A 22729-nucleotide genomic window follows, 5' to 3' on the forward strand; every position below is an offset into this window, starting at 1 on the left:
GGCACCGCCGACCACCCCACCCCGCCAGGACGTCCGCCCGTGGAAGACCTCAGCCGCTTCAAGCAGACCTATTTCGACGAGAGCGCCGAACTGCTGGCGGTGGCCGAGGCCGGGCTGCTGCGCCTGACCCCCGGCACGGCGGACGCCGACGAGGTGAACGCCATCTTCCGCGCCGTCCACTCCATCAAGGGCGGCGGCGGCGCCTTCGGTTTCACCGACCTCGTGGCCTTCGCGCACGAGTTCGAGACGGTGATGGACCTCGTCCGCAACGACGCCATCCCGATCACCACCGAACTGGTGGACACGCTGATCCGCGCCAACGACGTGCTGGGCACCATGCTCGGCTACGCCCGCGACGAGGCGCCGGTGCCGCCGGGCACCGGGGACGCGGTGGCCGACGCGTTGCGCCGGCACCAGTCCGCGCCGCCGCCCGCAACGGACGCGGGGCCGCCGCACAACGACCTCGACGCCGCCTTCGCCGCCGCCCACGCCGCGGAAACCACCCACCCGGACGACGAGGACGACGAGGCCGGCATCTTCGGCGACGCCATGGCCGCGATCCTCGACGCCCGCAATCCGTCGGCGGCTGCCGCCGGCCGGCAGCGCTGGACGGTGGTGTTCCGCCCGCGCCCCGACCTGTTGCTGTCCGGCAACGAGCCCGCCTTCATGCTGCGCGCCCTGCGCCGGCTGGGCGAGGCGGAGGTGGAGTGCCACCTGGACCGGCTGCCGGGGCTGGCCGAGCTGGATGCGGAGCAGCTCCACCTGTCCTGGACGATCACCCTGCTGACCGGGCCGTCGGTGGACCGCGAGCGCATCGCCGACGTGTTCGAATTCGTCGCCGACGAGTGCGACGTGACCATCACCGCCGACGCCCCGCCGCCAGCGGTGCCGGATGCCGCGGCGCCGCTTCCGGATGCCTTGCGGTCGCCGTCCGGTCCGTCCGTCCCCGCCGCCGCGGCACCGCCGCCGCCGCCCGCGACCCCCGAACCGGCGTCGCGGCCCGCGGACCCCGCGGCCCCGCGCGCCAAACCGGCCGAGAACGGGGCCGCGCAGCACGCCGGGCTGACCAGCCACACCATCCGCGTCGACCTTGACAAGATCGACCGGCTCGTCAACATGGTCGGCGAGATGGTGATCACCCAGGCGATGATCGCCGAGCATGTCCGCGAGCTGCCGCCGGGCGAGTTCCAGGAGCTGCTGGAGGGGCTGGAGCAGCTTGCCCAGCACACGCGCGAGCTGCGCGAGAGCGTGATGTCCATCCGCGCCCAGCCGGTGTCCAGCGTCTTCTCCCGCATGCCGCGGCTGGTGCGCGAGCTGGCGGGCGGGCTCGGCAAGGAGGTGCAGCTCGTCACCTCGGGTGAGACGACGGAGGTGGACAAGACCGTCGTCGAGAACCTCGTCGACCCGCTCACCCACATGATCCGCAACTCCATCGACCACGGGCTGGAGACGCCGGAGGAGCGGGAGGCGGCGGGCAAGCCGCGCACCGGCACCGTCACCCTGTCGGCCCAGCACCGCTCCGGCCGCATCGTCATCGAAGTGGCCGACGACGGGCGCGGCATCAACCGCGGCCGGGTGCTGGCCAAGGCGGTCGAGAAGGGCCTCGTGCAGCCCGGCGCCAGCCTGTCGGACGAGGAGATCGACCACCTGATCTTCCTGCCCGGCTTCTCCACCGCGGAGAAGGTGTCGAACGTGTCCGGCCGCGGCGTCGGCATGGATGTGGTGCGCCGCAACATCACCTCGCTGGGCGGGCGCATCGGCGTCTATTCCTCACCGGGCGAGGGCTCGCGCTTCGTGCTCTCGCTGCCGCTGACTCTGGCGGTGCTGGACGGCATGGTCATCTCGGTCGGCGAGGAGCGCTTCGTGCTGCCGCTGACCAACATCGTGGAGAGCCTGCGGCCCAAACCGTCCGACCTGCACGGGCTGGTCAACCGCTGCGACGTGATGATGGCGCGCGGGGAGTATGTGCGCCTCGTCCACCTGAACCGGCTGTTCGGCATCCCCGGCGCCACCGAGGACGCGACCCGCGCTCTGGTCGTGCTCGTGGAGACCGAGGAGGGAGCACGGCTGGGGCTGGTGGTGGACGAGGTGCTGGGCCAGCAGCAGGTCGTCATCAAGAGCCTGGAAGCCAACTTCCGCCGGCTGGACGGCGTGGCCGCCGCCACCATTCTGGGCGACGGCCGGGTGGCGCTGATCCTCGATGTCGCCGGCCTGCGCGACATGAGCCGCCAGGGCGGCAGCGCCCCGCCGCGGGCCGCCGCCGCCCTTCCCGCACCCGAACCCGCAGCCGTTTGAGGGCACGACCGATGCACAGCTCCACCGCTCTCTCCAATATCGGCTCCACCGGCGGCTCCACTGGTGGTGCCGCCATCGGCGCTGCCAACGCGCACGAGGATCAGTACGTCACCTTCACCGTCGGCACCGAGGAATACGGCGTCAACATCCTGGCCGTGCGCGAGATCCGCGGCTGGACTCCGGAAAGCCGGCTGCCGAACCTGCCCGACTATGTGCGCGGGGTGATCAACCTGCGTGGCATCATCATTCCCATTTTCGACCTGCGCGCCCGCTTCGGCGGTGGCGCCACCGAGGTGACCAAACGTCACGTCGTGGTAGTGATCCAGGTGGGTGAGCGCACACGCGGCATCCTGGTGGACGCCATCTCCGACATCCTCGCCATCTCCCAGGACGCCATCCGGCCGCCGCCCGACCTCGACACCGGGCTGGTGGACACCGAATACCTCTCCGGCCTCTACACGGTGGACAACCGTATGGTCACTCTGCTGGACGTGCAGCGACTCTTTGCGGTCGAGGCCAGCGAGGAGGATGCGACGCAGAAGGCACTTCCCGCCCCGGATCGACTTTCCTAGGTTGCATCGCCCGCGTCCTCATACATAAAAAGATATAGGCTGTGTGATCGGGACGGGGCGGCCATGGCGGGTGATACGGTGTCGGCGATGAGCAACATGCGCGTCGGGAAGCGGTTTCGGCCGGCCTTCGGGCTGCTGGCGGCTCGCGCGGGCGACGCCGGGCGCGGCTTGGCCGTGGTCGCGCCGGAGGTCCGCCGGCTCGCCCAGCGCTCCGCCCGGGCGTCTTCCCTGACGGAACGCGCCGGCGACCGGCGCGGCGCGATGGATGTCCTGGTGCGTCCGGCGGACACCGCCCGCGCGCCCACCTGACGGCGGAAACGAGCCCATGCCGCCGACACCCTCCCCCTCCCCCGGTGCACCCGGACGCCCGCCGCCGGAACGGCGCACGGACGACCCGTCGGCCGTCCCATCGTCGGCGGTGGGGCGGGAATTCGCGTTCGAAAAGCGGCATTTCGACTTCATCGTCGGGCTGATCCATCAGCTCGCCGGCATCGCGCTCGCCCCGCACAAGCTGGAGATGGTCTACGCCCGCCTGGCCCGCCGGCTGCGCGAGTTGCGCATAAAGGATTTCGACGCCTACTGCGCGCTTCTGGAAAGCGAGCGTGGGGCGGAGGAGGTCGGCTTCCTGGTCAACGCGCTGACCACCAACCTCACAGCCTTCTTCCGTGAATCCCATCACTTCGACCATCTGGCGGAGGAGGTGCTGCCGGAGCTGCGGGCCCGGCACGCCGACGTGCCGCGCCCCCGCCTGCGGCTGTGGTCCGCCGGCTGCTCGTCGGGGCAGGAGCCCTACACCCTGGCGATGGTGCTCGCCTCCAGCATCCCCGACCTGAGGCGGTGGGACGCCCGCATCCTCGCCACCGACATCGACACCCACATGGTGGAGACGGCACGCCGCGGGCTCTATCCGGCGGAGGCCGCGACCGGCATTCCACCGGCCCTGCGCGAGCGCTTCACCCGGCGCGTGCGTGAGAACGGCGATACGCGCACCGCCATGGACGACCAGCTCAAGCGGCTGATCACGGTCAAGCCGTTGAACCTGCTGGAGCCCTGGCCGATGAAGGGGCCGTTCGACGCCATTTTCTGCCGCAACGTCCTCATTTATTTCGACCGTCCCGGACGGACCCAGGTGATCGAGAAATTCTCACGCCTTCTGTCGCACGGAGGATTTCTCTACCTTGGCCATTCGGAAAGCCTCTACGGGGTGTCGAGCTCCTTCCGTCAGGTCGGGCCGACCATCTACCGGAGGGTGTGAACGATGAATCCCGGAACCATCGGACGCCCGGTCGTCCGCGCCCGACCCGGAGGTGGAACGTCCGGCTATTTCAACCAGCAGTTCCAGGCGCACGCGCTCAAGGTCTTCCTGGGCAGCCATCTCGTCAGCGACCGGCCGGACGTGATGATGGTCACCACGCTGGGAAGCTGCGTCGCCGCCTGCCTGTGGGACCCGGTGGCGGGGATCGGCGGCATGAACCATTTCCTGCTGCCCGAAGTGCCGGCCAGCGACCGGCGCGACGACGATGCCGCGGCGCGCTACGGTTCCGTCGCCATGGAGCGGCTGATCAACACCATCCTGGCCCATGGCGGCCGACGCGACCGGCTGGAGGCCAAGCTGTTCGGCGGGGCCCGCGTCATCGAATCGAGCCTCGACGTGGGCGCCCGCAACGCCGGCTTCGCGCTCTCCTATCTCGAACGCGAGGGGATCGCCCTGACCGGCAAGGATCTGGGGGGTCTGTCGGCCCGGCGGGTCCACTGGTTTCCGCACAGCGGGCGGGCGCTGCGCAAGATGCTGCGGCCGGAGGCCCTGTCGGAGACCGTGGGCCAGGAGCTGCGCTTCCGCGACGAGTTGCAGCGGCGGCCGATGGACGGCGCGGTCGAACTGTTCGGAAAGGACTGACCGATGCCCAGACGGATCCGGGTGGTGGTCGTCGACGACAGCACCCTCATGCGGGAAATGCTGAAGGACATCCTGTCGCACGAGCCGGACATGGAGGTGGCGGGCACCGCCCGCGACCCGTTCGAGGCGCGCGAGCTGATCAAGGCCAGCAACCCGGACGTGGTCACGCTCGATGTCGAGATGCCGCGCATGGACGGTCTGTCCTTCCTGGAAAAGATCATGACGCTCCGGCCGACCCCGGTGGTGATGGTCTCCAGCCTGACGCAGGAGGGGGCCGACGCCACCATCCGCGCGCTGGAGCTCGGCGCCATCGACTGCGTCGCCAAGCCCGACGGGGCCGATCTGTCCGATTTCGCGGCCGATCTGGTGGCCAAGATCCGCATCGCCTCCACCGCGCGCCTGTCGATGCGCCGCCCGGTGGCACCGACCACCACGCTGCCGGTGCCGCGCCGGGCCTCCGCTGGCCAGCGCTTCATCGCGATCGGCGCCTCCACCGGTGGGGTGGAACGCATCCGCGACGTGCTGTCGGCCATGCCGGCCGACTGCCCGCCGATCGTGGTCACCCAGCACATGGGCCCCGGCTACGTGCCGAGCTTCGCCGCCCGGCTCGACAAGCTGTCCCTGCCGTCGGTCAGGGTGGCCACCGCGGGCGCACGGCTGGCCGCCGGAACCGTTCTCATCGCCCCCGGCGACCGGCATCTGGTGATCGCCCGCGATGCTCTCGGCTACGTCTGCCAGATCCAGGACACGCCGGCGGTCAGCGGGCACCGCCCGTCGGTGGACGTGATGTTCCAGTCGGTCGCCCGCTCCGCCGGCCCGGCCGCGGTGGGCGTCATCCTGTCGGGCATGGGCCGGGACGGGGCCGCGGGCATGCTGGCGATGCGGCAGGCCGGCGCCTTCACCATCGGCGAGACCGAGGCGAGTTGCGTGGTGTACGGCATGCCGCGGGCGGCCCGAGACGCCGGCGCGGTGGCGGTCGAACTGCCGCTTGCGCAGATACCGGCGGAAATGATGCGGGCCATCGACCGGAGCGGCGACCGGACGCGCCCGAATGGAGGAAACGCGTGATTGCTCTCAACTGGTTCTCCCGCACGCCGCCGGCCGTTGCCCCGAAGCCGGAGGCGGTTGCCCCGGAGCCGGAGGCCGGAGGCGTCCCCTACGCGATGCACGGCACCCACCAGGGGCAGCAGCTGGTGGTGGATTACGACCTGCTCGCCACCTGGATGGGCTTCGCCGACGTGCAGCGCCGGACGCTGGACGCGATCCGCGCGGAACTGGAACGCACGTCCGGCCATGTGGAATCGGCGACCATCGACCTGTCCGGCCGCTTCCGGGAGCTGGCCGGAAAGGCGCTGGAGCAGTCGCAGCGGGTGGCGGAGATCGTCTCGGTGGCGGGTTCCGTCAGCATCGACGACGAACGCGTGCCGCTCGACGACGTGGTCGTGCACATGCAATCCATGATCGCCGAGATGATCGCCAACATCGTCCAGCTCTCCAAGCGCGCCATGAGCATGGTCTATCTGCTGGACGACGTGCAGAAGGATGTGGCGGAGCTGGAGACCTCCATCGCCGACATCGATTCGATCAACCGCCAGACCAATTTCCTGGCGCTCAACGCGACCATCGAAGCGAGCCGCGCGGGCGAGGCGGGCAAGACCTTCGCCGTGGTGGCGCAGGAGGTCCGCCACCTCTCGCAGTCGACCGGCGCGCTGGCCGAGCGGATGCGCAGCAAGGTGGACGCGGTGGTCAACGGCGTGCGCAACGGCCACGAGATCCTGCGCGAGATCGCCGACACCGACATGTCGCCGCAAATGCTGGCCAAGGAGCGGGTGGACAAGACGATGGACAGCATCGTCATGCAGACCGGCCGCTTCCAGAGCGTGCTGGAGGAAGCGGCCGCGGTGTCGCAGGAGATGTCGACCACCATCGGCCACATGGTCACCGGCATGCAGTTCCAGGACCTGACCAAGCAGCGGCTGGAGGCGGTGGGCGACAGCCTGTCGGTGATCGCGGCCGGGCTGAACGACCTGGAGACGCGCACGCGGCAGGAGTTGCCTCCCGACATGCGCATCACCACCCCCGACGCCTGGCTGGACTCGCTGCTCAGCCAGTTCAAGTTGAGCGATATGCGACAAAGATTCGTCCGCCAGTTGCTGATGGAGGGCTCCGCTCTCGATCTGCACGGGGCGCTTGACGTGGATGCGGCGCACGTCGACAGTCTGGGCGGCGACATCGAGTTGTTCTGATAACGGCGGAGTTGGCGGCCCGTTCAGGCCGTGAGGACAAGGGGATACGGAGCCATGGACTACGGGATCGAGCTGAAGGAACAGGAGGCGGTCGTGGCCCTGCGCGGCCGGCTCACCTTCAACGACCACGCGAAGCTGCGTGCCCTGATCCGCGAGATGCTGCAGAACCCGGTGAAGCGGCAGGTGCTGGAGTTGGGATCGCTGGAATTCGTCGATTCCGCCGGCATCGGCATGCTGCTGATCGCGCGCGAGGAGATGGGGAACGCCGACAAGAAGCTGGTTCTGCGCGGAGCGCAGGGGCAGGTCAAGCGGGTGCTGACGGTGGCACAGCTCGGCAAGATCGTCACCATCGAGGATTGAGGCGGGCCTCCCCTTGTCCACCGGCGCCACCGCTCTCCATGGACCCGGCCTGACGCCCGACCGCATGCGGATCGTGGCTGCGGCCTGCGGGGTGCCGCGGTGGGCACCGCGAACCGGGTCGCCGGCACCGTCCGCCAGCGTCGTGGTGCTGTTTTCCGGCAGCGACGATCCGAACGCGGCGTCACCGGCGCTGTGGATGCCGCCCAGCACCGCCTGGATCGACGTGACCGGCCTGTCCGACGAGGTGTTGGGCCGCACGGTGCGGCTGGCGGAGACGCACGACCTTTACCTGTCACTGACCACGAGGCTCGCGAACGAGCTGCATCTCGCCGGCCGCATCGTGGCCGCCATCGACGCCCGCCGCCCGCTGTCGGAACACCGCCGCGACGACCTGGAACTGGCCCTGCACGAGGCGGTGAGCAACGCGCTGGTGCATGGGAACCTTCAGGTGGAGGGAATGAAGGGCGTGAGCATGGCGGCGCTCGACCGCTTCTCGTCCGACCTCGCCGTCCGCCTGGCCGATCCCGTCTTTTCCCGCCGGCGGATCGAGGTGGTGCTGGATTTCGAGCATGGAGCCGTCGTCGTCGAGGTGGGGGACGAAGGTCGCGGATTCCAGCTGGACGGCCGCGGCGGCCATGGGGCGTCCGGCCGCGGTCTCGGCCTCATCTCCACCATCGCCGAATCTTATGAACTGCTCGACGGCGGCCGGCGCATCCGCATGAGATTCGCGCTGTGAACCCGGACATGCCCGCGGGTTGGGACGGCACCCGGGAGGAGGTCCCGGAGGCGACATCGGCCGGGCCGGACGTGCCGGGGATCACCGCCTGCCACATCCTCGTGGTCGACGACACCGAGTTCAACCGGACCCTGATCGGCGCCCTGCTGGGCGAGGCCGGCTTCAACGACCTCGCCTTCGCCAGGGACGGGTTCGACGCGCTGGAACAGATCGCGCGGCGCACGCCGGATCTGGTGATCCTCGACATCATGATGCCCGGCATGGACGGATTCGAGGTGTGCCGGCGGCTGCGCGCGGACCACGCCTACGCCGACCTGCCGGTGCTGGTGCAGACGGCTCTTTCCTCCACCGAGGACCGCAACAAGGCCTTCGCCGTCGGCACCACGGACCTGATCGCCAAGCCCATCGACCGGATGGAGCTGCTGGCCCGCGTGCGCATCCATCTGGAGAACCGCGTGCTGATCCGCGATCTCCGGCACTACCGGATGCGGGTGGAGGCGGAGTTCGCCATCGCCGCGTCGATGTACGACCATCTCCTGCCCTCCGCCGCGGCGCTGGAACGGCTCCGCCGGCATTCGGGGCTGCGCGTCTGCTGCCATGCGCGTCTCGCGGCGGATTTGGGCGGCAGCCTGTGGGGGGCGCTTCCGCTCGACGGCGGCCGGCTCGGCGTCTATCTGGTGGAAACGCCCGGCCGCGGCGTGCCGGCGGCGCTGGCCGCCTTCCGCATGCACACGCTGATCCACGAGCTGGCCGGCATGGCGGGCACGCCCGCCACCTTCCTGGCGGAACTGAACCGCCGCGCGGCCGACCTGCCCGACGCCGACGGCGTGACGGGGCTGCTCTACGGCGTCGTCGATCCGGCGGCCAGAAGCTTCTCCTACGTGTCCGCGGCGGGAACCAGCCCGCTGGTCGTCACCGCCGGCGGCGGCCTGCTGCTGTTCGGCGACGGCGGCGGCGCGCCGGTGGGCCGCGGCGACGGCGGCGCCCGGCCGGACCACCGCCTGCCCTTCCCCGAGGGCGCGACGCTGGTCCTGCCGTCCGAGGCGCTGACGCGGACCGTCGCCCCGGAGCATCTCGGCACGCTGGTCCGGCGCTCCATGCTGCACGAGACCCCCTTCGCCGCCGTCGTCCATGGCCTCGATCAGACGCTTCGCGACGTGCCCGACGACGACCATTCGCTGGTCTGGATCGGCCAGGACCCGACCTGACCACCCGGCACGGAGGTTCACCCCGATGAGCGAGGCCGACGGCACCGTGGAAAGCTGGACCATCGCGGACGCGCGGGTGATGGTGGTGGACGACAACCGGGTGAACCGCCACCTGCTGCACGCCCTGCTCGACCGCGGCGGCATCCGCCATGTGGAGATGGCCGGGGATGGCGTGGAGGCGCTGGAGCGCATCGGCGAATTCCGGCCCGACCTGATCCTGCTCGACCTGATGATGCCGAACATGGACGGCTTCGAGACCTGCCGCCGTCTGCGCGAGGACGCGCGCTGGCGCGAGGTGCCCGTTCTGGTGCAATCCAGCCTCAGCCGCGCCGAGGACCGCGCCCGCGCCTTCTCGGCCGGGGCCACCGACTATGTGACCAAGCCGATCAACGCGATGGAGCTGCTGGCCCGCGTGCGGATCCACCTGCAGAACCGCAGCCTGCTGGGCAGCCTCAGGACCTTCCGCCGACGCACCGAGGCGGAGCTGGACATGGCCCGCGCCATGCAGCGGCGGCTGCTGCCCAGCGTGGAGCACCGGCGCGCGCTGGAAGCGGAGACCGGTGTCGCCATCGACGCGCATTTCGCCCCCTCCTCCGAACTCGGCGGCGACTGCTGGGACCTGAGGCGCGACGGGGACGGGCGACTGATCGTCTATCTCGTGGACTTCTCCGGCCACGGGGTGGGGGCGGCGCTCAACACCTTCCGCCTGCACACCATGCTCCAACCCATGGATTTCGCCGGATTCGAGCCGGGCGCCTTCGTGTCGGCGATCAACCGTCGCCTGTGCGGCCTGCTCCCCAGCGGCCAGTTCGCCACCCTCCTGGCGGGGGTGGTCGATCCGGTGGCCGGCTGCTTCCATTACGCCTCGGCCGGCTCGACCCGACCGATGGTGTGGTTGCCGGGCGACGCGGAGCCGCTGCCCGGCGACGGAAGCGGGCTGCCGCTGGGCCTTCTGGCGTCGGCCGGCTACGAGACGCGGTCGCTGCCGCTGCCGCCCGGCGGCCGGCTGCTGCTCTACTCCGACGCCGCCATCGAGATTCCGCAGGGCGAGGATGTGCTGGACGAACCGGGCCTGGCGCGGCTCGCCTCCCCGCTGATGGAGGAACCGGACGGCGCCCGTCTGCTCGACCGGCTGCGCGACGCGCTGCACGCGGTGGGTCCGGTCGATGACGATCTGACGCTGCTGCTGCTGACGCGGCGGTAGCCGCGACCCGGCGGCCGGGCTTACAGCCCCGGATCGGCTCGGGCTTACAGCCCGAGATTGTCCCCCGGGCTTACAGCCCGAGATTGTCCAAAGTCCGCCGCATGGCGGCGCGGAAGGCGTCGAGCGACGCGATGTCCAGCAGGAACAGGGCGCGCCCGCGACCGCCACCGTGGGCCGGCGCCACGTCGATGCCGACATACAGCAACGGATCGTCGGCCCCCACGATCAGGCGGCTGGCGGGGCCGGCGCGGTAGCGGGGGAGCCCGCCGTCAACCGGCGCGTCCATCAGGTTGGCGAAGCTGGCGAGGCAGCCGTTCAGGATGATGTTGCCGATCTCGGTCAGCGCGTCCTGCTCGATCTCGCCGATCCCGCCATTCGCGGCCCCGGCGTCCGCCGGCGTGTCGGGCAGCAGCCGGCGCGCGAGCGCCAGCCCCTCGCCGATGCGGAACAGCAGCATGGCCTCGCCGCGGAAGGCGCCGGCGACCGTCTCGCTGACCGAACACAGGTCGGCGCCGGCACCCGCCTCCAGCTCGGCGGCAATGGCGCGGCGGCTGGTCAGGCGCAGGGTGGGGACGGACAGGGCCACCTCCTCCCCCAGCAGGGTGGAGAGGTTCTCGGCGGTCGCCCCCATGCCGATGTTGAACAGCTCGACGATGGCGTCGGCTTCGTCCGGCGACAGCTCCTCCATCATCCGGCCCTCCCCGCCGCTACAGGCCGGCCGCGGCGAAGAACTCCCGCATCTTGTCGGCGGTCACCGGCTTGGGGATGAAGCGGCAGCCCACCGCCTCCGCCCGCCGCCGCAGCGCGTCCTGCACATTGGCGGTCAGCAGGCCCAGCAGAGCGCCGGGGAACCGCTCGCGCAGGATCTCGGCCAGCGCCAGCCCGTCCATCCCCGGCATGTTGAAGTCGAGCACGGCGGCCTGCGGCTCCGCCCCCTCCACCTTCGCCAGGGCGTCCTTGCCGTCGGTCGCGACGATCACGGTCCAGTCCGGCCGCAGCGCGCCGATGACGCTGGCGACCATGTCGCGGGCCAGCCGGCTGTCATCGACGACGAGGATGGTGGTCATGGAGTGCCCTTCCGCACGGGTCCGTACCGGTGCGTTCCTTCTATCGAATGCGCCCCGCCCCGGCAAGCGATGGCCCGCAAACCGTTTGACAGGCCGGCGGACCCGACCGATATCAGCAGGAACAGCCCAGGGGTCGAGGCGTCAATGACCGAACTGCTCTCCGTCCGCGATCTGTCCGTCGAGTTCCGAAGCGGCGGACGGACGATTCCGGCGGTGAGGGGCGTGTCCTTCGACATTGCGCGCGGCGAGACGCTGGCGCTGGTCGGCGAATCGGGCTCCGGCAAATCGGTGACCGCGCTGTCGGTGCTCCAGCTCCTCCCCTACCCCATGGCCCGCCACCCCTCAGGCTCGATCCGCTTCCAGGAGCGCGAGCTGATGGCGGCGGAGGAGACGGTGCTGCGCGACGTGCGCGGCAACCGCATCGCCATGATCTTCCAGGAGCCGATGACCTCGCTGAACCCGCTCCACTCCATCGAGCGGCAGATCAACGAGACGCTGTTCCTGCACAAGGGGCTCGGCCGCGCCGCGGCGCGCCGGCGCACGCTGGAGCTGCTGCGCCTGGTCGGCATCCCCAACGCCGAACGCCGGCTCGGCGCCTACCCGCACGAGCTGTCGGGCGGACAGCGCCAGCGGGTGATGATCGCCATGGCGCTCGCCAACGAGCCGGACCTGCTGATCGCCGACGAGCCGACCACCGCGCTGGACGTCACCATCCAGGCGCAGATCCTGGAGCTTCTGAAGGATCTCCAGGCGCGCTTCGGCATGGCGCTGCTGCTGATCACCCACGATCTGGGAGTGGTGCGCAAGATGGCCGACAGCGTCTGCGTGATGAACCAGGGGGAGATCGTGGAGCGGGCCTCCACCGCCGACCTGTTCGCCAGCCCGCGCCACCCCTACACCCGCAAGCTGCTGGCCGCGGAGCCGCGCGGCAATCCCCTGACCCCGCCGGAGGATGCGGCCGAGGTGATGGCGGCCGACGCGCTGAAGGTGCATTTCCCCATCCGCAAGGGCCTGCTGCGCCGGGTGGTGGACCATGTCCGCGCGGTGGACGGGGTGAGCCTCAGCGTGCGCGAGGGGCACACGGTGGGGGTGGTGGGCGAATCCGGCTCGGGCAAGACCACGCTGGGGCTGGCGCTGCTGCGCCTGCACGCCAGCCAGGGCGCCATCCGCTTCGACGGCAAGGACATCCAGGGCTGGACGCCGAAGCGGCTGCGCCCGCTGCGCCGGCAGATGCAGGTGGTCTTCCAGGACCCGTTCGGCAGCCTGAGCCCGCGCATGTCGGTCGGCCAGATCATCGGCGAGGGGCTGCGCATCCACCGCATCGGCACCCAGGCCGAGCGCGACCGCATGGTCGCCACCGTGCTGGAGGAGGTCGGGCTGGAGCCGGATTCGCGCCACCGCTACCCGCACGAATTCTCCGGCGGCCAGCGCCAGCGCATCGCCATCGCGCGCGCGCTGGTGCTGAAACCCCGCTTCATGGTGCTGGACGAGCCGACCAGCGCGCTCGACATGTCGGTCCAGGCGCAGATCGTCGACCTGCTGCGCGATCTGCAGGCCCGGCACAACCTCGCCTACCTGTTCATCAGCCACGATCTGCGGGTGGTGCGGGCGCTGTCCAGCCAGGTGATCGTCATGAAGGACGGCAAGGTCGTGGAGCAGGGTGAAACCCGGCGCATCTTCGAGGCACCGCGCGAGGACTACACCCGTGCCCTGCTGGCCGCCGCGCTGAACCTGGAAGCGGTGCGCGGCGACGCCGTTCGGATGTGAGGGGGGGCGGATGTGACGCCGCCCCGCCCGCTCGGGCCACGCCAGCTCAGGCCACGCGAGCTCAAAAAGCCGCGACGCAGCCCCGTTCCTTGACCACCCGCACCGTCGATGCGGGATGGCGGGCCAGCGCACCCGCCGGGCGGACCGGGCGGCGCACCAGTTCGCCCCCGCAGTTCGGGCAGCGACCGCCCAGCACGCCGCCGGCGCAGGCGGCGCAGAAGGTGCATTCGAAGCTGCAGATCCTGGCGTCGGGCGAGTCCGGCGGCAGATCGACGTCGCAGCATTCACAGCCCGGCCGCAGTTCCAGCATGTCCGTCCTCCGTCGCACCGAGTCGGCAATCCGTTTCAGATCGAAACATTTTCGTTGAATTTTGGGGGATAACAATGGAATTCTTCGAATGTTGCGAGGGTGCGGCATTAAGGACGGCGGGATGCTGCGCGGGGGTCTGCAATTCGAGGTTCAGGTCTACAAGACCGACCATTGGGTGCTGAGCGCGGTCTTCCCCACAGAGGACGAGGCGCGCCGGCACGGGTCGTCCCTGCTCTCCGCCGCCCGCGCCGAAGGCATCCGCGTCGTCAAGGACTGGACACGCATCGACGGCCGCCACGTCGAGACCGAAATCCACACGGAGTTCCGCGCCGCCACCAAGGCGATGACCGTCGCCCCGGTCGACGAGGCGCCGCAGGTCTGCACGGCCCTGCCCGATTATTACGCCGCCGACAGCCGCATGATGATGACGCGCATCCTGCGCAACTACACGGAACGGCTGGTCGTCACCCCCACCGAGATCCTGCACAACCACGGCGAACTCAAACGGCTGCTGGACAAGGACAATCTCGTGCCGTTGGCGGTCGGCCGCATCGCCGCCCTGCAGGCGGAGAAGGCGGGCATGGACGGCCGCACCCGCCGCGACGAGATCTACGACGCCGTCAACCGGATGACGGAACGGGCGCGGCTGGCCGGCCAGCGCAACGATCTGCCGGAAATCGGCGCCGCGGGCTTCGCCGAAGCCATCGAGCGCCTGTCCGGGGAGGAGCCGGAGGAGCGCGCCTTCCTGGGCAAGGTGGTGCTGTCGCGCGACCTCGTGCAGATGCGCAACTGGTTCGCCAAGCTCGATTTCCTGGGCGAGCTGGTGCAGCAGGACGGTGGTGCCGGGGGCGAACCGCTGGCCCTGCTCGACGGGGCGATGGCCGACGTGATGGTCGCCCCCTCGGTCGCGCAGGAGCTGCTGGGCATGCAGAGCGGGCTCGGCGAGGCGCTGTGCAATCTGATCGACCTGTCGCGCGGCCGGCTCGATCCCGGTGACCGCGGCGAGGACGACCGGGCACTGCGGGTCAGCGAGCTGCTGGCCTTCCACGACCTGGAGGAGACCCGCGGCGCCGTTCTCGACCTGGTGCGCCGGCAGCTCAAGGGCACCGCCCCCCTGCAGCGCCGCGACCCGTCGGCCGAGCGCGACGCCTTCGACATCGTGCTGGCGCGGACGGCCACGCCACAGGGCGTGGTCGGCGGCGGCAGCATGGCCGAGGCGCTGGTCCAGCGCTACATGCGCTTCCTGGAGGCCGGCGGCGCCACCGGGCGGCGACAGGCCATCGTCGAGGTGACCGGCCGCATCGAGGACGGCAAGGACCGCGTGCGCTTCCTGATCGCCCTCACCCAGTCCGAGATCGGGCGCCAGCACCGCCAGGACATCGCCGCCCAGCTCGCCGAGCTGACCACCGGGCCGGGGGCGCTCGCGCGCTTCGTGAAGGCCGGCCACCCGATCAAGGAGAACCTGGAGGCGCTGACCGCGCTCTACGGGGAGGTGTCGGCCTCGCCCCTGCCGGAGCCGATGCGCAACGACGTGTCCGACGCGATCGACGGTCTGTTGGTCACCTACATCGTCGGCACCAAGGTGGTGGAGCGGCTGGACAACCCCACCGACCTGCTGCGGCACCGCGCGAACCGCCTGATGCAGCTCTGTTCCCCCGGCACCCTGCAAAGCCGCAAGGCGCTCGCCATCGTCCGCCAGCGGGTGGTCAACCATCTGCGGCAGCCGAACTTCGAGCACGCCTATGTCGCCGACATCGCCGACCCCATCCTCCAGCAGAAGGCGCTGCGCGACTTCTACAAGCTGCTGGGGCAGGCGGGGTTCCGGTAGCCGCGGCACACGCCCATCTGGCGGCTTGCCCGGGCGCCGCCGCATCGCCGATGATCCGTGACAATGTCAATCTGGGGAGTCGGAAGCCATGCGTCGCACCCTGTCCGTCCTGCTCGTCACGGCGGCCCTGAGCACCCTCACCGGCGGTGCCCTGGCGGCACCCTGCCCCGAGGACCCGGAGACGAAGGCGCGGATCGAGTCGCTGGTGAAGGACTTCCTGCCGGCCTGGAAGCAGCGCGTGGCCGCACCCGCTCCGCCCCCCGACCTGTCGCCACGGCTGGCCGGCTGCACCCGCGACCGGCTGATCGAGTCGTTGGCCCCGGAGCTGGGACGGATCGTCGGCTACAAGGCCGGGCTGACCAGCAAACCGACGCAGCAGCGTTTCAACACCGATGCGCCGGTGCGCGGCACGCTGCTGGACGGCATGCTGCTGGAGAACGGCGCCGCCCTGCCCGCCGCCTTCGGCGCCCGCCCGCTGTGGGAGGCCGACATGCTGCTGGTCGTCAAGGACGCCGGCATCAACGAGGCCACCACGGCGGAGGAGCTGCTGCGCCACATCTCCGCCATGCGCCCCTTCATCGAGCTGCCCGACCTTGCCATCGCCAGCGCGGCGCCGATGAACGGGGTGGTGCTGACCGCCATCAACGTCGCCGCCCGCTATGGCGTGGTCGGCGCCGAGGTGCCGCTGGAGCCGACGGCGGCCACCATGGAGGCGCTGCGCACCGTGCGCATCATCGCCTCCGGGGAGGATGGTGCCACCCTGGCCGAGGCGACGGGGGAGGCCACGCTGGGCCACCCGCTGAACGCCGCGCTGTGGCTGCTGGGCGACCTCGCCGAGGGCGGGGTGACGCTGAAGCCCGGCGACCTGCTGAGCCTCGGCTCCTTCACCCCGCTGACGCCGCCCAAGGCGGGGCAGTCGGTGACCGTCCGCTACGAGGGGCTGCCGGGCACGCCCACGGTGTCGGTGCGGTTCGAGTGATACCGTCGAGCGTAAGTCCTGACTTACGCTCGACGGAGGGACGCGACCGCGGCCCCGCGGGCTCATGCCCGCGAAGGCAAGCGGCCGGATGGCCGCGCCCGCCGTATGAGGGGAGCGTAGAGCCTGATGTGTCAGGCTCTACGCTGATGGTATAAGGCCGGGGTGCCGCCCCGTCACGCCGGCGGGGCGGGCGGGCGGCAGGCGATGAGGTGGTTGAGGATGATGCTCATCACCACCTCGCCATGCTGGTTCAGCGTCTCGTAACGCAACCTCACGGTGCCGCGGTCGCCGCGGCGCGACGGCGTGCACTCCAGCACTTCCGCGCGCACGCGCAGCGTGTCTCCGGGCCGCACCGGCTTCCACCAGCGCAGCTCGTCCCCGCCGGAGCCGCCGACGCTGGTGCCGGTGATCACCCCGGTGTCGCGCAGCAGCCGGAAGGACAGGGACAGCGTGTGGAAGCCGCTGGCGATCAGCCCGGCGAAGGGCCCCTCCGCCGCCGCCACCGCGTCGATGTGGAAGGGCTGCGGATCGAAACGCATGGCGAAGTCGATGATCTGCGACTCGGTCAGCGTGCAGCCTTCGGTCTCGATCACGTCACCCGGCCGGAATTCCTCGAAGCTGCGTCCCATCCATCCCTCCGCCTCTACAGCGGGAATTCGTAATGCAGCACGCCGTCGATCTCGGCGCCCGCGGCGAACCCCAGTTGGGCGTAGAGTTGACGGGCCGCGGCCATCCTGTCCAGCGTGTCCAGGCGCAGGATGCGGTAACCGCGGCCGCGTGCCTCCGCCACGACCGCCGCGACCAGTTTCCGCGCGATGCCGCGACCACGGAAGGCGGGACGGACGTAGAGGCGCTTCATCTCCCCCGCACCGTCCTCGTTCCCGTCCGGGGCCATTGGACGCAAGGCCACCACCCCGGCCACGGCGTCCCCGACGCGTGCCAGCAGCAGCGCGCCGGCCGGCGGCGCGTAGGCGCCGGGAAGCTCCGCCAGTTCCTGCGCGAAGCCCTGGAAGCAGGGCGACAGGTCGAAGGCCGCCCAATACTCTTCCATAAGCGCCCGCACCTCGCCCAGGTCGGCCGGCCCGTCCGCCGGTAGGATGCGCAGCGGCCCGGCCTCAGCCGGCGTCGGGGACATGGATGACGCCTTCCAGATAGAGCGCCGCACCGCCGGCCATGCGCACCCGGTCGCCCGCCAGCTCGCAGGACAGGGCACCGCCGCGGCGCGAAATCTGACGTGCCTCCAGCCGCGCCCGGCCGAGACGCTTGGCCCAGTAGGGAACGAGCGTGCAGTGGGCGGAGCCCGTCACCGGGTCCTCGTCGATCCCGTGCGTCGGCGCGAAGAAGCGCGAGACGAAATCGACCCCGCCGCTGCCCGGCGCGGTGACGATCACCGCACGATCGAGGTGGTTCAGGATGCGGAAATCCGGCTCCAGCGCGCGCACAGCCGCCTCGTCCGGGTAGAGGACGAGGTAGTCGCGCGCCGCCAGCACCTCCAGCGGCGCCGCACCGCCCAGGCCGGGGAACAGGGCGGGGTCGGCATCGACCGGGCCGGGCGGACGGCTGGGGAAATCCAGCACCAGTCGGTCACCCTCCTGCTCCACGGTCAGGGTGCCGGCCTTGCGGGTGGTGAATGCGACGCGGCCCAGCCCCGGCCGGAGCAGCGCGCGCACCACGAAGGCGCTGGCGAGCGTGGCGTGGCCGCACAGATCCACCTCCACGGTCGGGGTGAACCAGCGCAGCTCGAACCCATCGCCGGCCGGCACCAGGAAGGCCGTCTCCGACAGGTTGTTCTCCGCCGCGATGGCGGTCAGCAGCGGATCGGGCAGCCAGCGCTCCAACGGCACGACCGCCGCCGGGTTGCCGCCGAACACGGAATCGGTGAAGGCATCGACCTGATAGATGGGCAGGCGCATGGGGTGCTGTTCCTCGGCAAGCGGACGGCTCAGGCGGAAGGGGACGGGGGCCGGACCCCGTCCCTTGCACGGATCACCCGCGCCAGAACGGCTTGCGGGCCTCGTGGTCGGCGTCGAGCCGGCTGACGCCGATGTCCTTCAGCAGATGGTCGTCGAGCGACAACAGCGCCTGCCGCTGCTTCCACCGGCCATGCCAGTCCAGCAGCGATTCCGCCAGGACCCAGACGGGGCGGGCGATGGCGGCCATCACACGGACGGGAACCGGGCTGGTCGACGGGCTGGAACCGGTCGGACGGACCATCTCGTTGGCGCTCATCATCGTTCTCCTTGGGTCAACGGGCGGTGCACACGCGTCTGCGCCCTGAACAATCCCAAGGATAGGGATACAATTTCCCCGGTCAATCGGGACATTGTCACCATTACAATTCCGACTACGGATGTATCCCGGAGATCACACCGCTCCTTCTGTGCCGCGACAGGATTCATGAGACAGCGACAGAGATGTTGAGATTCCGCGACAGAATTGGCGAGAGTCCGGATTCTCCGTCCCAGCGCAACCTGCTCGCGCCCCTCCGTTTGGGGATCAGTGACAATGCCTGTAAGCTCAGGAGACAATGCAGTCCGATCGGTGGGACAGCCACGCCAACCTCGACAGGCTGCCCGTACCTTCTGAATGAGTCAGCGCACTACCCGGCCGCCATACCTGAGTTCGGAGCCCTGCGATCCCGTCACCGCATATGGTGAGACGGCCGAAACGGTCGGAATGGCGTTATTTTCTTTTTTCGGCGTGCCGAATGGCTGCGGCCTCGGAGCTTGGCGGGAAGGCCGACGGGTCGCTCAACCGAACCGCGGGGGCCATGGAACGGGCGCAAGGAGGACGCTGACCATCCAGTGGATGGCGGAAGGAGAGCGGATTTGGCGGCCTTCGCAAGGTAAATTCCCCACAGGACGAGTGGTCGGATGGTCGGCTTGACGCCGACAGCACCAGCGCAGCCAATTTGCCCACCGTCCTATGGAAGGAGCCACCAGCGGCACGACATTCCCGCCCAAGAACGATCAAAACCTCCGACGGGTGCTCAGAAAGCGGTGCGCCTAATCGAGGTCAAGCGCAAGCGAACGCCGTCGTTTCTATCATAGACAATCTCATGCTATGGAAGACTCCTTACGTGGTCACAAATTGGCCCATCCAGAACTTACCGCTTGGGGATCCTGCCATGCCACTTGAAGTCAATCTGCCAGACGGCGGTATTATCCGATTCGAAATGACCAAAGAGTACCATGAGCGGGGGTGGGTCGATTTCGAAGCATCGGTAGAACTGACACTCGATGCGTTCCGAGAGCGTGCGACCTTCCGCTACGACGATGCAATAATCAAGGAGGCGCGCGTCGCTCGCCATCTGAACGCGATTGGAGAAGGACGCATTATTCCGGCAGCCGCTCTCCAGATGTTCACAAATCGGGCGACTTCTCTCGACTTTGAAGACTATGTCGAGGTGTTCGCAATCGCCGTCCATTTGGATGCGCAGTCGTTTCTGGCCTGCTGTCCCGCAGACCAGCTTGGCGCGATCCGCGAGCGGATCGGCGTCGCTGGCGATCCCTAACAGGACCGAGCAGAACAGCGATGGAGATGCAACCGCATTTCGCTGATGAACCGATCACGCAATGTAGCCAGATCGTCGTGGCAGGCCCGCTCACGGATGGCGGCTAGCTCAGCCTCCACCAACCGGACATCGAGATCGCCGCGGCAAGCGTCTCGGATGCAGCCGTGGCACAGCTTGGACACCTCCCCGGCGAGTACGGCGGCCTCCTGTCGGCAAGCCGAAAAATCCGGGGCGGTGAGCAGTCCCTTGACGACGGACAGTCCTGTCAGAGCCATAAGGTTGGCGGCATACATGCCGCCGCCTTTCCCGTCCGATGGCATCATTGATTCCCCCTGCGTTGGTCGCGGCCCTTAAGCTTGGCAGCATCCGTATCCGGAAAACATGCTGATCCAGAAAGGCATAGCTGTCGAGAGATCGGCCGACGGCACGCGACGGCACGGCATTCAGCCAGCCCGCTGGGCTTGTGGAGAACGTAGGCCGGCAGATCGACGCCGTGAGCCCGAACCGGCAGCAGATCCGCTTGTGCATGTATGCCCGCCGGCCTGAGCCGAGTGGATCAGGGCCCGTCGGATGCGTGTCAAAGCTTGAGGCTGAGGATCTGAGCGATCACCGTCAAAGATATGGAGGCCAGACACTGGATTTGGCTAAGCTTTCTCTAATCTTTCTCCCCGTTTCCCGGACAGTTAGATAAGCTTGGTTCGCCCGACGGAAAAGATGAGTCCGAAAACATACAATTTTAAGTGGTATTCAGTGGAGTTCAAGGCGAAGTTCTATCTCCGCCCCAGGAATGTCAATTGGCCCGGCCACGTTCGGCATTACCTTCTTGATCCTTTTATCGAACTCGACTTGCTTGGCGTAGCCCGGCAAGTCCGGGGCCATGAGGAGCGACTTCATCACTAGGACGCGCTCCTGTTCGCCGTCGCCGTAGGCGAATTCGTCCCAATCGACGTCCCTGAGCCTGATCTTGACGCGCTCGACCAGCCGGGGGAGCGGCCTGTCCGCGTAGCCGTCGTAGCGCAGCAGCGTCAGCTTGCCGGAGCCGATGTGGATCTTCAGCACGTCGGCCCCGTCCACCGAACCGTAGAGCTTCTCTGCACAGCCGATGTAGGCGCGAAGCGGCGCGGGCAGGCGGTCAGCGAGCCGGGCGTCCAAGAGCAGAGAATGGTCGCCGTCAAGATGGCCCAGCCCCAAGGCCGCCGCCTCGCGGCACGCGGCCCCGACCGTCTCGGGCCGACCCAGCGAGAAGAGGAGCTCCCGTCCGGCGGTCTCCGCGTCCTTGAGGGAACCGAAGAACGCCTTCACGTCCCGCTGGAGTTCCGGCGGCAACTCGCCGTATGCCTGCCGCCTGTTGAACAGGTTCAAGGCGAAGTAGACGGTAAGGTCGGCCGTCCGGGCGTCCCGCGCCCGACTGAGGTCGCCCTCGCCGCCGAACAGCCCCTCGGCCATGCCGAACGCCCGCCGAATGGTCCCGATCCCACCCATGACCGCCTCCGACACCCCCGCCGGAAGTTCCTCTGGCGTCGGCATTCGGCCCAGGTCGAGCGCGGCCCCCCACAAGGCCGCGAGGACGTCGCGATGCCGTTCCGCCAAGGTGAGCCGCGGCTGACGGGGAACCCGCTCGGCCTTGGACGGCCGGGGCCGGGGCGGCGGGACGGCGCGGATGAGGGCGGAAACGTCCCTGACCTGACGATGCCTCCGCGCCAGGAACCTCTGCTCCTCGATTTTGTCCTTGAAGACGAAGAAGACGCCGGGGGCCGCGGCGATGGCCTCCAGACCGAGCGCCCGCTCCAGAAGCCCCTTGGCCTCGGCCTGGGTGAAGTACTTCTGGAACGTGCCGCGGTTGGACACGTACCCGTCCCCGAGGCGCCGGAGGCCGACCACGCTGCCCTTGCCGACCAGCATGACGCCGACGCACAGGCACACGCGCGCCAGCGCATACGCCTTCCTTGCCGTCTCCACCCGCTCCTCGGGCCGCTCGATCACGTTCAGGACGAAGCCGAGGTTGACCACGTCGGCCTCGGCGATCTCCGCGTCCGGACGCCAATGCGGGTCCCAGCCGCTCGCCTCCACGCCGGCCAACGCGAGGGCGGCGACGTCGTCCCCGCGACCGCACCCGTAGTCGAAGACGCTGCACCCCTCGATGACGATCCCGGCCCGTACAAGGGCCTGCACGGGCACGGACAGCTTCTGCCGCGCGATGGCGGTCTTGTGGCGCGCGACCGAAGGCGCCCGTTTTGGATCGTCCAGAGCCGCGACGGCATGGCCGTCAAGGACGATGCCGGCATCCCGCAGCCTGGCCTTCCAAGCCTCGCGCGTGCCGATACGGTTCGCATCGTCGAACAGTCCCCTGGCCTCCAGTCGGGCGGTCAGCGCGGCGAACTCGGCGGCACGTGGATGGCCCGCCGGAAGGAGGAGTTCTTTGCGGTGGAGGATCGGCGGGTTGGCCGACGCCCGGTAGTCGCGGCGGGCGACCCGTCCCTCGGCGTCCACCAAACGCGACTCCAGCAGGGCCGGGAACGGCACGTCATCGAAGGACTCGTACTCCAGCAGGGACACCCGCCCGCCGTCATCGACGCGGACGACATTCCACGCGTCCCATCCCGCCGCTCGTGCCGCGGCGGACACCGCCTCCCGCGCGATCCCGGGAAGCGCATCTAGGGTGGTCCGGTACAGGTACACCGACCGACCGACACGCTTCCCCGGAAGCCCGCCACCCTCCGCCATACACGTCCCTCCGGAACACCGA

General features: G+C 69.5%; 23 protein-coding genes. 15 read left to right on the top strand and 8 right to left on the bottom strand.

The window, feature by feature from the left end; translation table 11 throughout:
• Positions 1-39: 39 nt before the first annotated feature.
• From HL658_RS19720 to HL658_RS19770, 11 genes are all read left to right on the top strand, one after another.
• Positions 40-2295, top strand: coding sequence for a chemotaxis protein CheW (locus HL658_RS19720; protein WP_180284008.1), 2256 nt, complete (start codon positions 40-42; stop codon positions 2293-2295).
• An 11-nt stretch (positions 2296-2306) separates the two neighbouring features.
• Positions 2307-2867 carry a chemotaxis protein CheW gene (locus HL658_RS19725; protein WP_180284007.1) on the top strand — a complete coding sequence of 187 codons (561 nt, stop codon included), beginning with the start codon at positions 2307-2309 and terminating at the stop codon, positions 2865-2867.
• 63 nt (positions 2868-2930) lie between these two features.
• Positions 2931-3176, top strand: a complete 246-nt coding sequence (locus tag HL658_RS37835; RefSeq protein ID WP_281378827.1) for a methyl-accepting chemotaxis protein — start codon at positions 2931-2933, stop codon at positions 3174-3176.
• Positions 3177-3192: 16 nt separating this feature from the next.
• Positions 3193-4122: a CheR family methyltransferase gene (locus tag HL658_RS19735; protein WP_180284006.1), complete on the top strand. Its 930-nt coding sequence runs from the start codon at positions 3193-3195 to the stop codon at positions 4120-4122.
• Between the two features lie 3 nt (positions 4123-4125).
• Complete coding sequence (locus tag HL658_RS19740) at positions 4126-4764, top strand: chemotaxis protein (RefSeq protein ID WP_180284005.1); 639 nt, start codon at positions 4126-4128, stop codon at positions 4762-4764.
• Between the two features lie 3 nt (positions 4765-4767).
• Positions 4768-5832: a protein-glutamate methylesterase/protein-glutamine glutaminase gene (locus tag HL658_RS19745; protein WP_180284004.1), complete on the top strand. Its 1065-nt coding sequence runs from the start codon at positions 4768-4770 to the stop codon at positions 5830-5832.
• Positions 5829-7010, top strand: coding sequence for a methyl-accepting chemotaxis protein (locus HL658_RS38055; RefSeq protein ID WP_343055219.1), 1182 nt, complete (start codon positions 5829-5831; stop codon positions 7008-7010). Before HL658_RS19745 ends, HL658_RS38055 begins: the two co-directional genes overlap by 4 nt.
• A 54-nt stretch (positions 7011-7064) precedes the next feature.
• On the top strand, positions 7065-7370 hold the full coding sequence (locus HL658_RS19755; RefSeq protein WP_180284003.1) for an STAS domain-containing protein: 306 nt from the start codon (positions 7065-7067) through the stop codon (positions 7368-7370).
• 64 nt (positions 7371-7434) lie between these two features.
• Positions 7435-8106, top strand: a complete 672-nt coding sequence (locus HL658_RS19760) for an ATP-binding protein (RefSeq protein WP_180284168.1) — start codon at positions 7435-7437, stop codon at positions 8104-8106.
• An 8-nt stretch (positions 8107-8114) separates the two neighbouring features.
• Positions 8115-9314, top strand: coding sequence for a response regulator (locus tag HL658_RS19765; RefSeq protein WP_180284002.1), 1200 nt, complete (start codon positions 8115-8117; stop codon positions 9312-9314).
• A 25-nt stretch (positions 9315-9339) separates the two neighbouring features.
• Positions 9340-10518 carry a PP2C family protein-serine/threonine phosphatase gene (locus tag HL658_RS19770; protein WP_180284001.1) on the top strand — a complete coding sequence of 393 codons (1179 nt, stop codon included), beginning with the start codon at positions 9340-9342 and terminating at the stop codon, positions 10516-10518.
• Positions 10519-10588: 70 nt separating this feature from the next.
• Here HL658_RS19770 and HL658_RS19775 read toward each other — a convergent pair whose 3' ends face one another.
• Both HL658_RS19775 and HL658_RS19780 read right to left on the bottom strand, forming a co-directional pair.
• Positions 10589-11209, bottom strand: coding sequence for a chemotaxis protein (locus HL658_RS19775; RefSeq protein WP_180284000.1), 621 nt, complete (start codon positions 11207-11209; stop codon positions 10589-10591).
• A gap of 16 nt (positions 11210-11225) precedes the next feature.
• Positions 11226-11585: a response regulator gene (locus HL658_RS19780; protein WP_180283999.1), complete on the bottom strand. Its 360-nt coding sequence runs from the start codon at positions 11583-11585 to the stop codon at positions 11226-11228.
• 144 nt (positions 11586-11729) lie between these two features.
• Between HL658_RS19780 and HL658_RS19785 the strand changes: the two genes are divergently transcribed.
• On the top strand, positions 11730-13352 hold the full coding sequence (locus HL658_RS19785) for an ABC transporter ATP-binding protein (protein WP_180283998.1): 1623 nt from the start codon (positions 11730-11732) through the stop codon (positions 13350-13352).
• Positions 13353-13413: 61 nt separating this feature from the next.
• Here HL658_RS19785 and HL658_RS19790 read toward each other — a convergent pair whose 3' ends face one another.
• Positions 13414-13662, bottom strand: a complete 249-nt coding sequence (locus HL658_RS19790) for a DUF1272 domain-containing protein (RefSeq protein ID WP_180283997.1) — start codon at positions 13660-13662, stop codon at positions 13414-13416.
• 121 nt (positions 13663-13783) lie between these two features.
• Here HL658_RS19790 and HL658_RS19795 point away from each other — a divergent pair, with 121 nt between their 5' ends.
• Positions 13784-15490: a hypothetical protein gene (locus tag HL658_RS19795; RefSeq protein ID WP_180283996.1), complete on the top strand. Its 1707-nt coding sequence runs from the start codon at positions 13784-13786 to the stop codon at positions 15488-15490.
• Between the two features lie 88 nt (positions 15491-15578).
• The gene (locus HL658_RS19800) at positions 15579-16469 is read left to right on the top strand and encodes a 2-keto-4-pentenoate hydratase (RefSeq protein ID WP_180283995.1); all 891 of its coding nucleotides are present in this window, start codon (positions 15579-15581) and stop codon (positions 16467-16469) included.
• Between the two features lie 173 nt (positions 16470-16642).
• On the opposite strand, the gene HL658_RS19805 is transcribed toward HL658_RS19800, so the two are convergent.
• The 4 genes from HL658_RS19805 to HL658_RS19820 form a co-directional block, all read right to left on the bottom strand.
• Positions 16643-17098, bottom strand: coding sequence for a MaoC family dehydratase (locus HL658_RS19805; RefSeq protein WP_180283994.1), 456 nt, complete (start codon positions 17096-17098; stop codon positions 16643-16645).
• Positions 17099-17112: 14 nt separating this feature from the next.
• Positions 17113-17604 (bottom strand): GNAT family N-acetyltransferase, encoded by a 492-nt coding sequence (locus tag HL658_RS19810; RefSeq protein WP_180283993.1) that lies wholly within the window; start codon positions 17602-17604, stop codon positions 17113-17115.
• Positions 17585-18382 (bottom strand): PhzF family phenazine biosynthesis protein, encoded by a 798-nt coding sequence (locus tag HL658_RS19815; protein ID WP_180283992.1) that lies wholly within the window; start codon positions 18380-18382, stop codon positions 17585-17587. Before HL658_RS19815 ends, HL658_RS19810 begins: the two co-directional genes overlap by 20 nt.
• 73 nt (positions 18383-18455) lie before the next feature.
• Entirely contained in the window at positions 18456-18698 is a 243-nt protein-coding gene (locus HL658_RS19820; protein WP_246337722.1) for a DUF1127 domain-containing protein, read from the bottom strand.
• Between the two features lie 898 nt (positions 18699-19596).
• Here HL658_RS19820 and HL658_RS19825 point away from each other — a divergent pair.
• Positions 19597-19983 (top strand): hypothetical protein, encoded by a 387-nt coding sequence (locus tag HL658_RS19825; RefSeq protein WP_180283991.1) that lies wholly within the window; start codon positions 19597-19599, stop codon positions 19981-19983.
• A 747-nt stretch (positions 19984-20730) separates the two neighbouring features.
• Here the strand turns inward: HL658_RS19825 and HL658_RS19830 are convergent.
• Entirely contained in the window at positions 20731-22707 is a 1977-nt protein-coding gene (locus HL658_RS19830) for a DNA phosphorothioation-associated putative methyltransferase (RefSeq protein WP_180283990.1), read from the bottom strand.
• Between the last annotated feature and the right edge of the window lie 22 nt (positions 22708-22729).

This window comes from Azospirillum oleiclasticum (assembly GCF_013423485.1).
Classification (GTDB): Bacteria; Pseudomonadota; Alphaproteobacteria; order Azospirillales; family Azospirillaceae; genus Azospirillum; species Azospirillum oleiclasticum.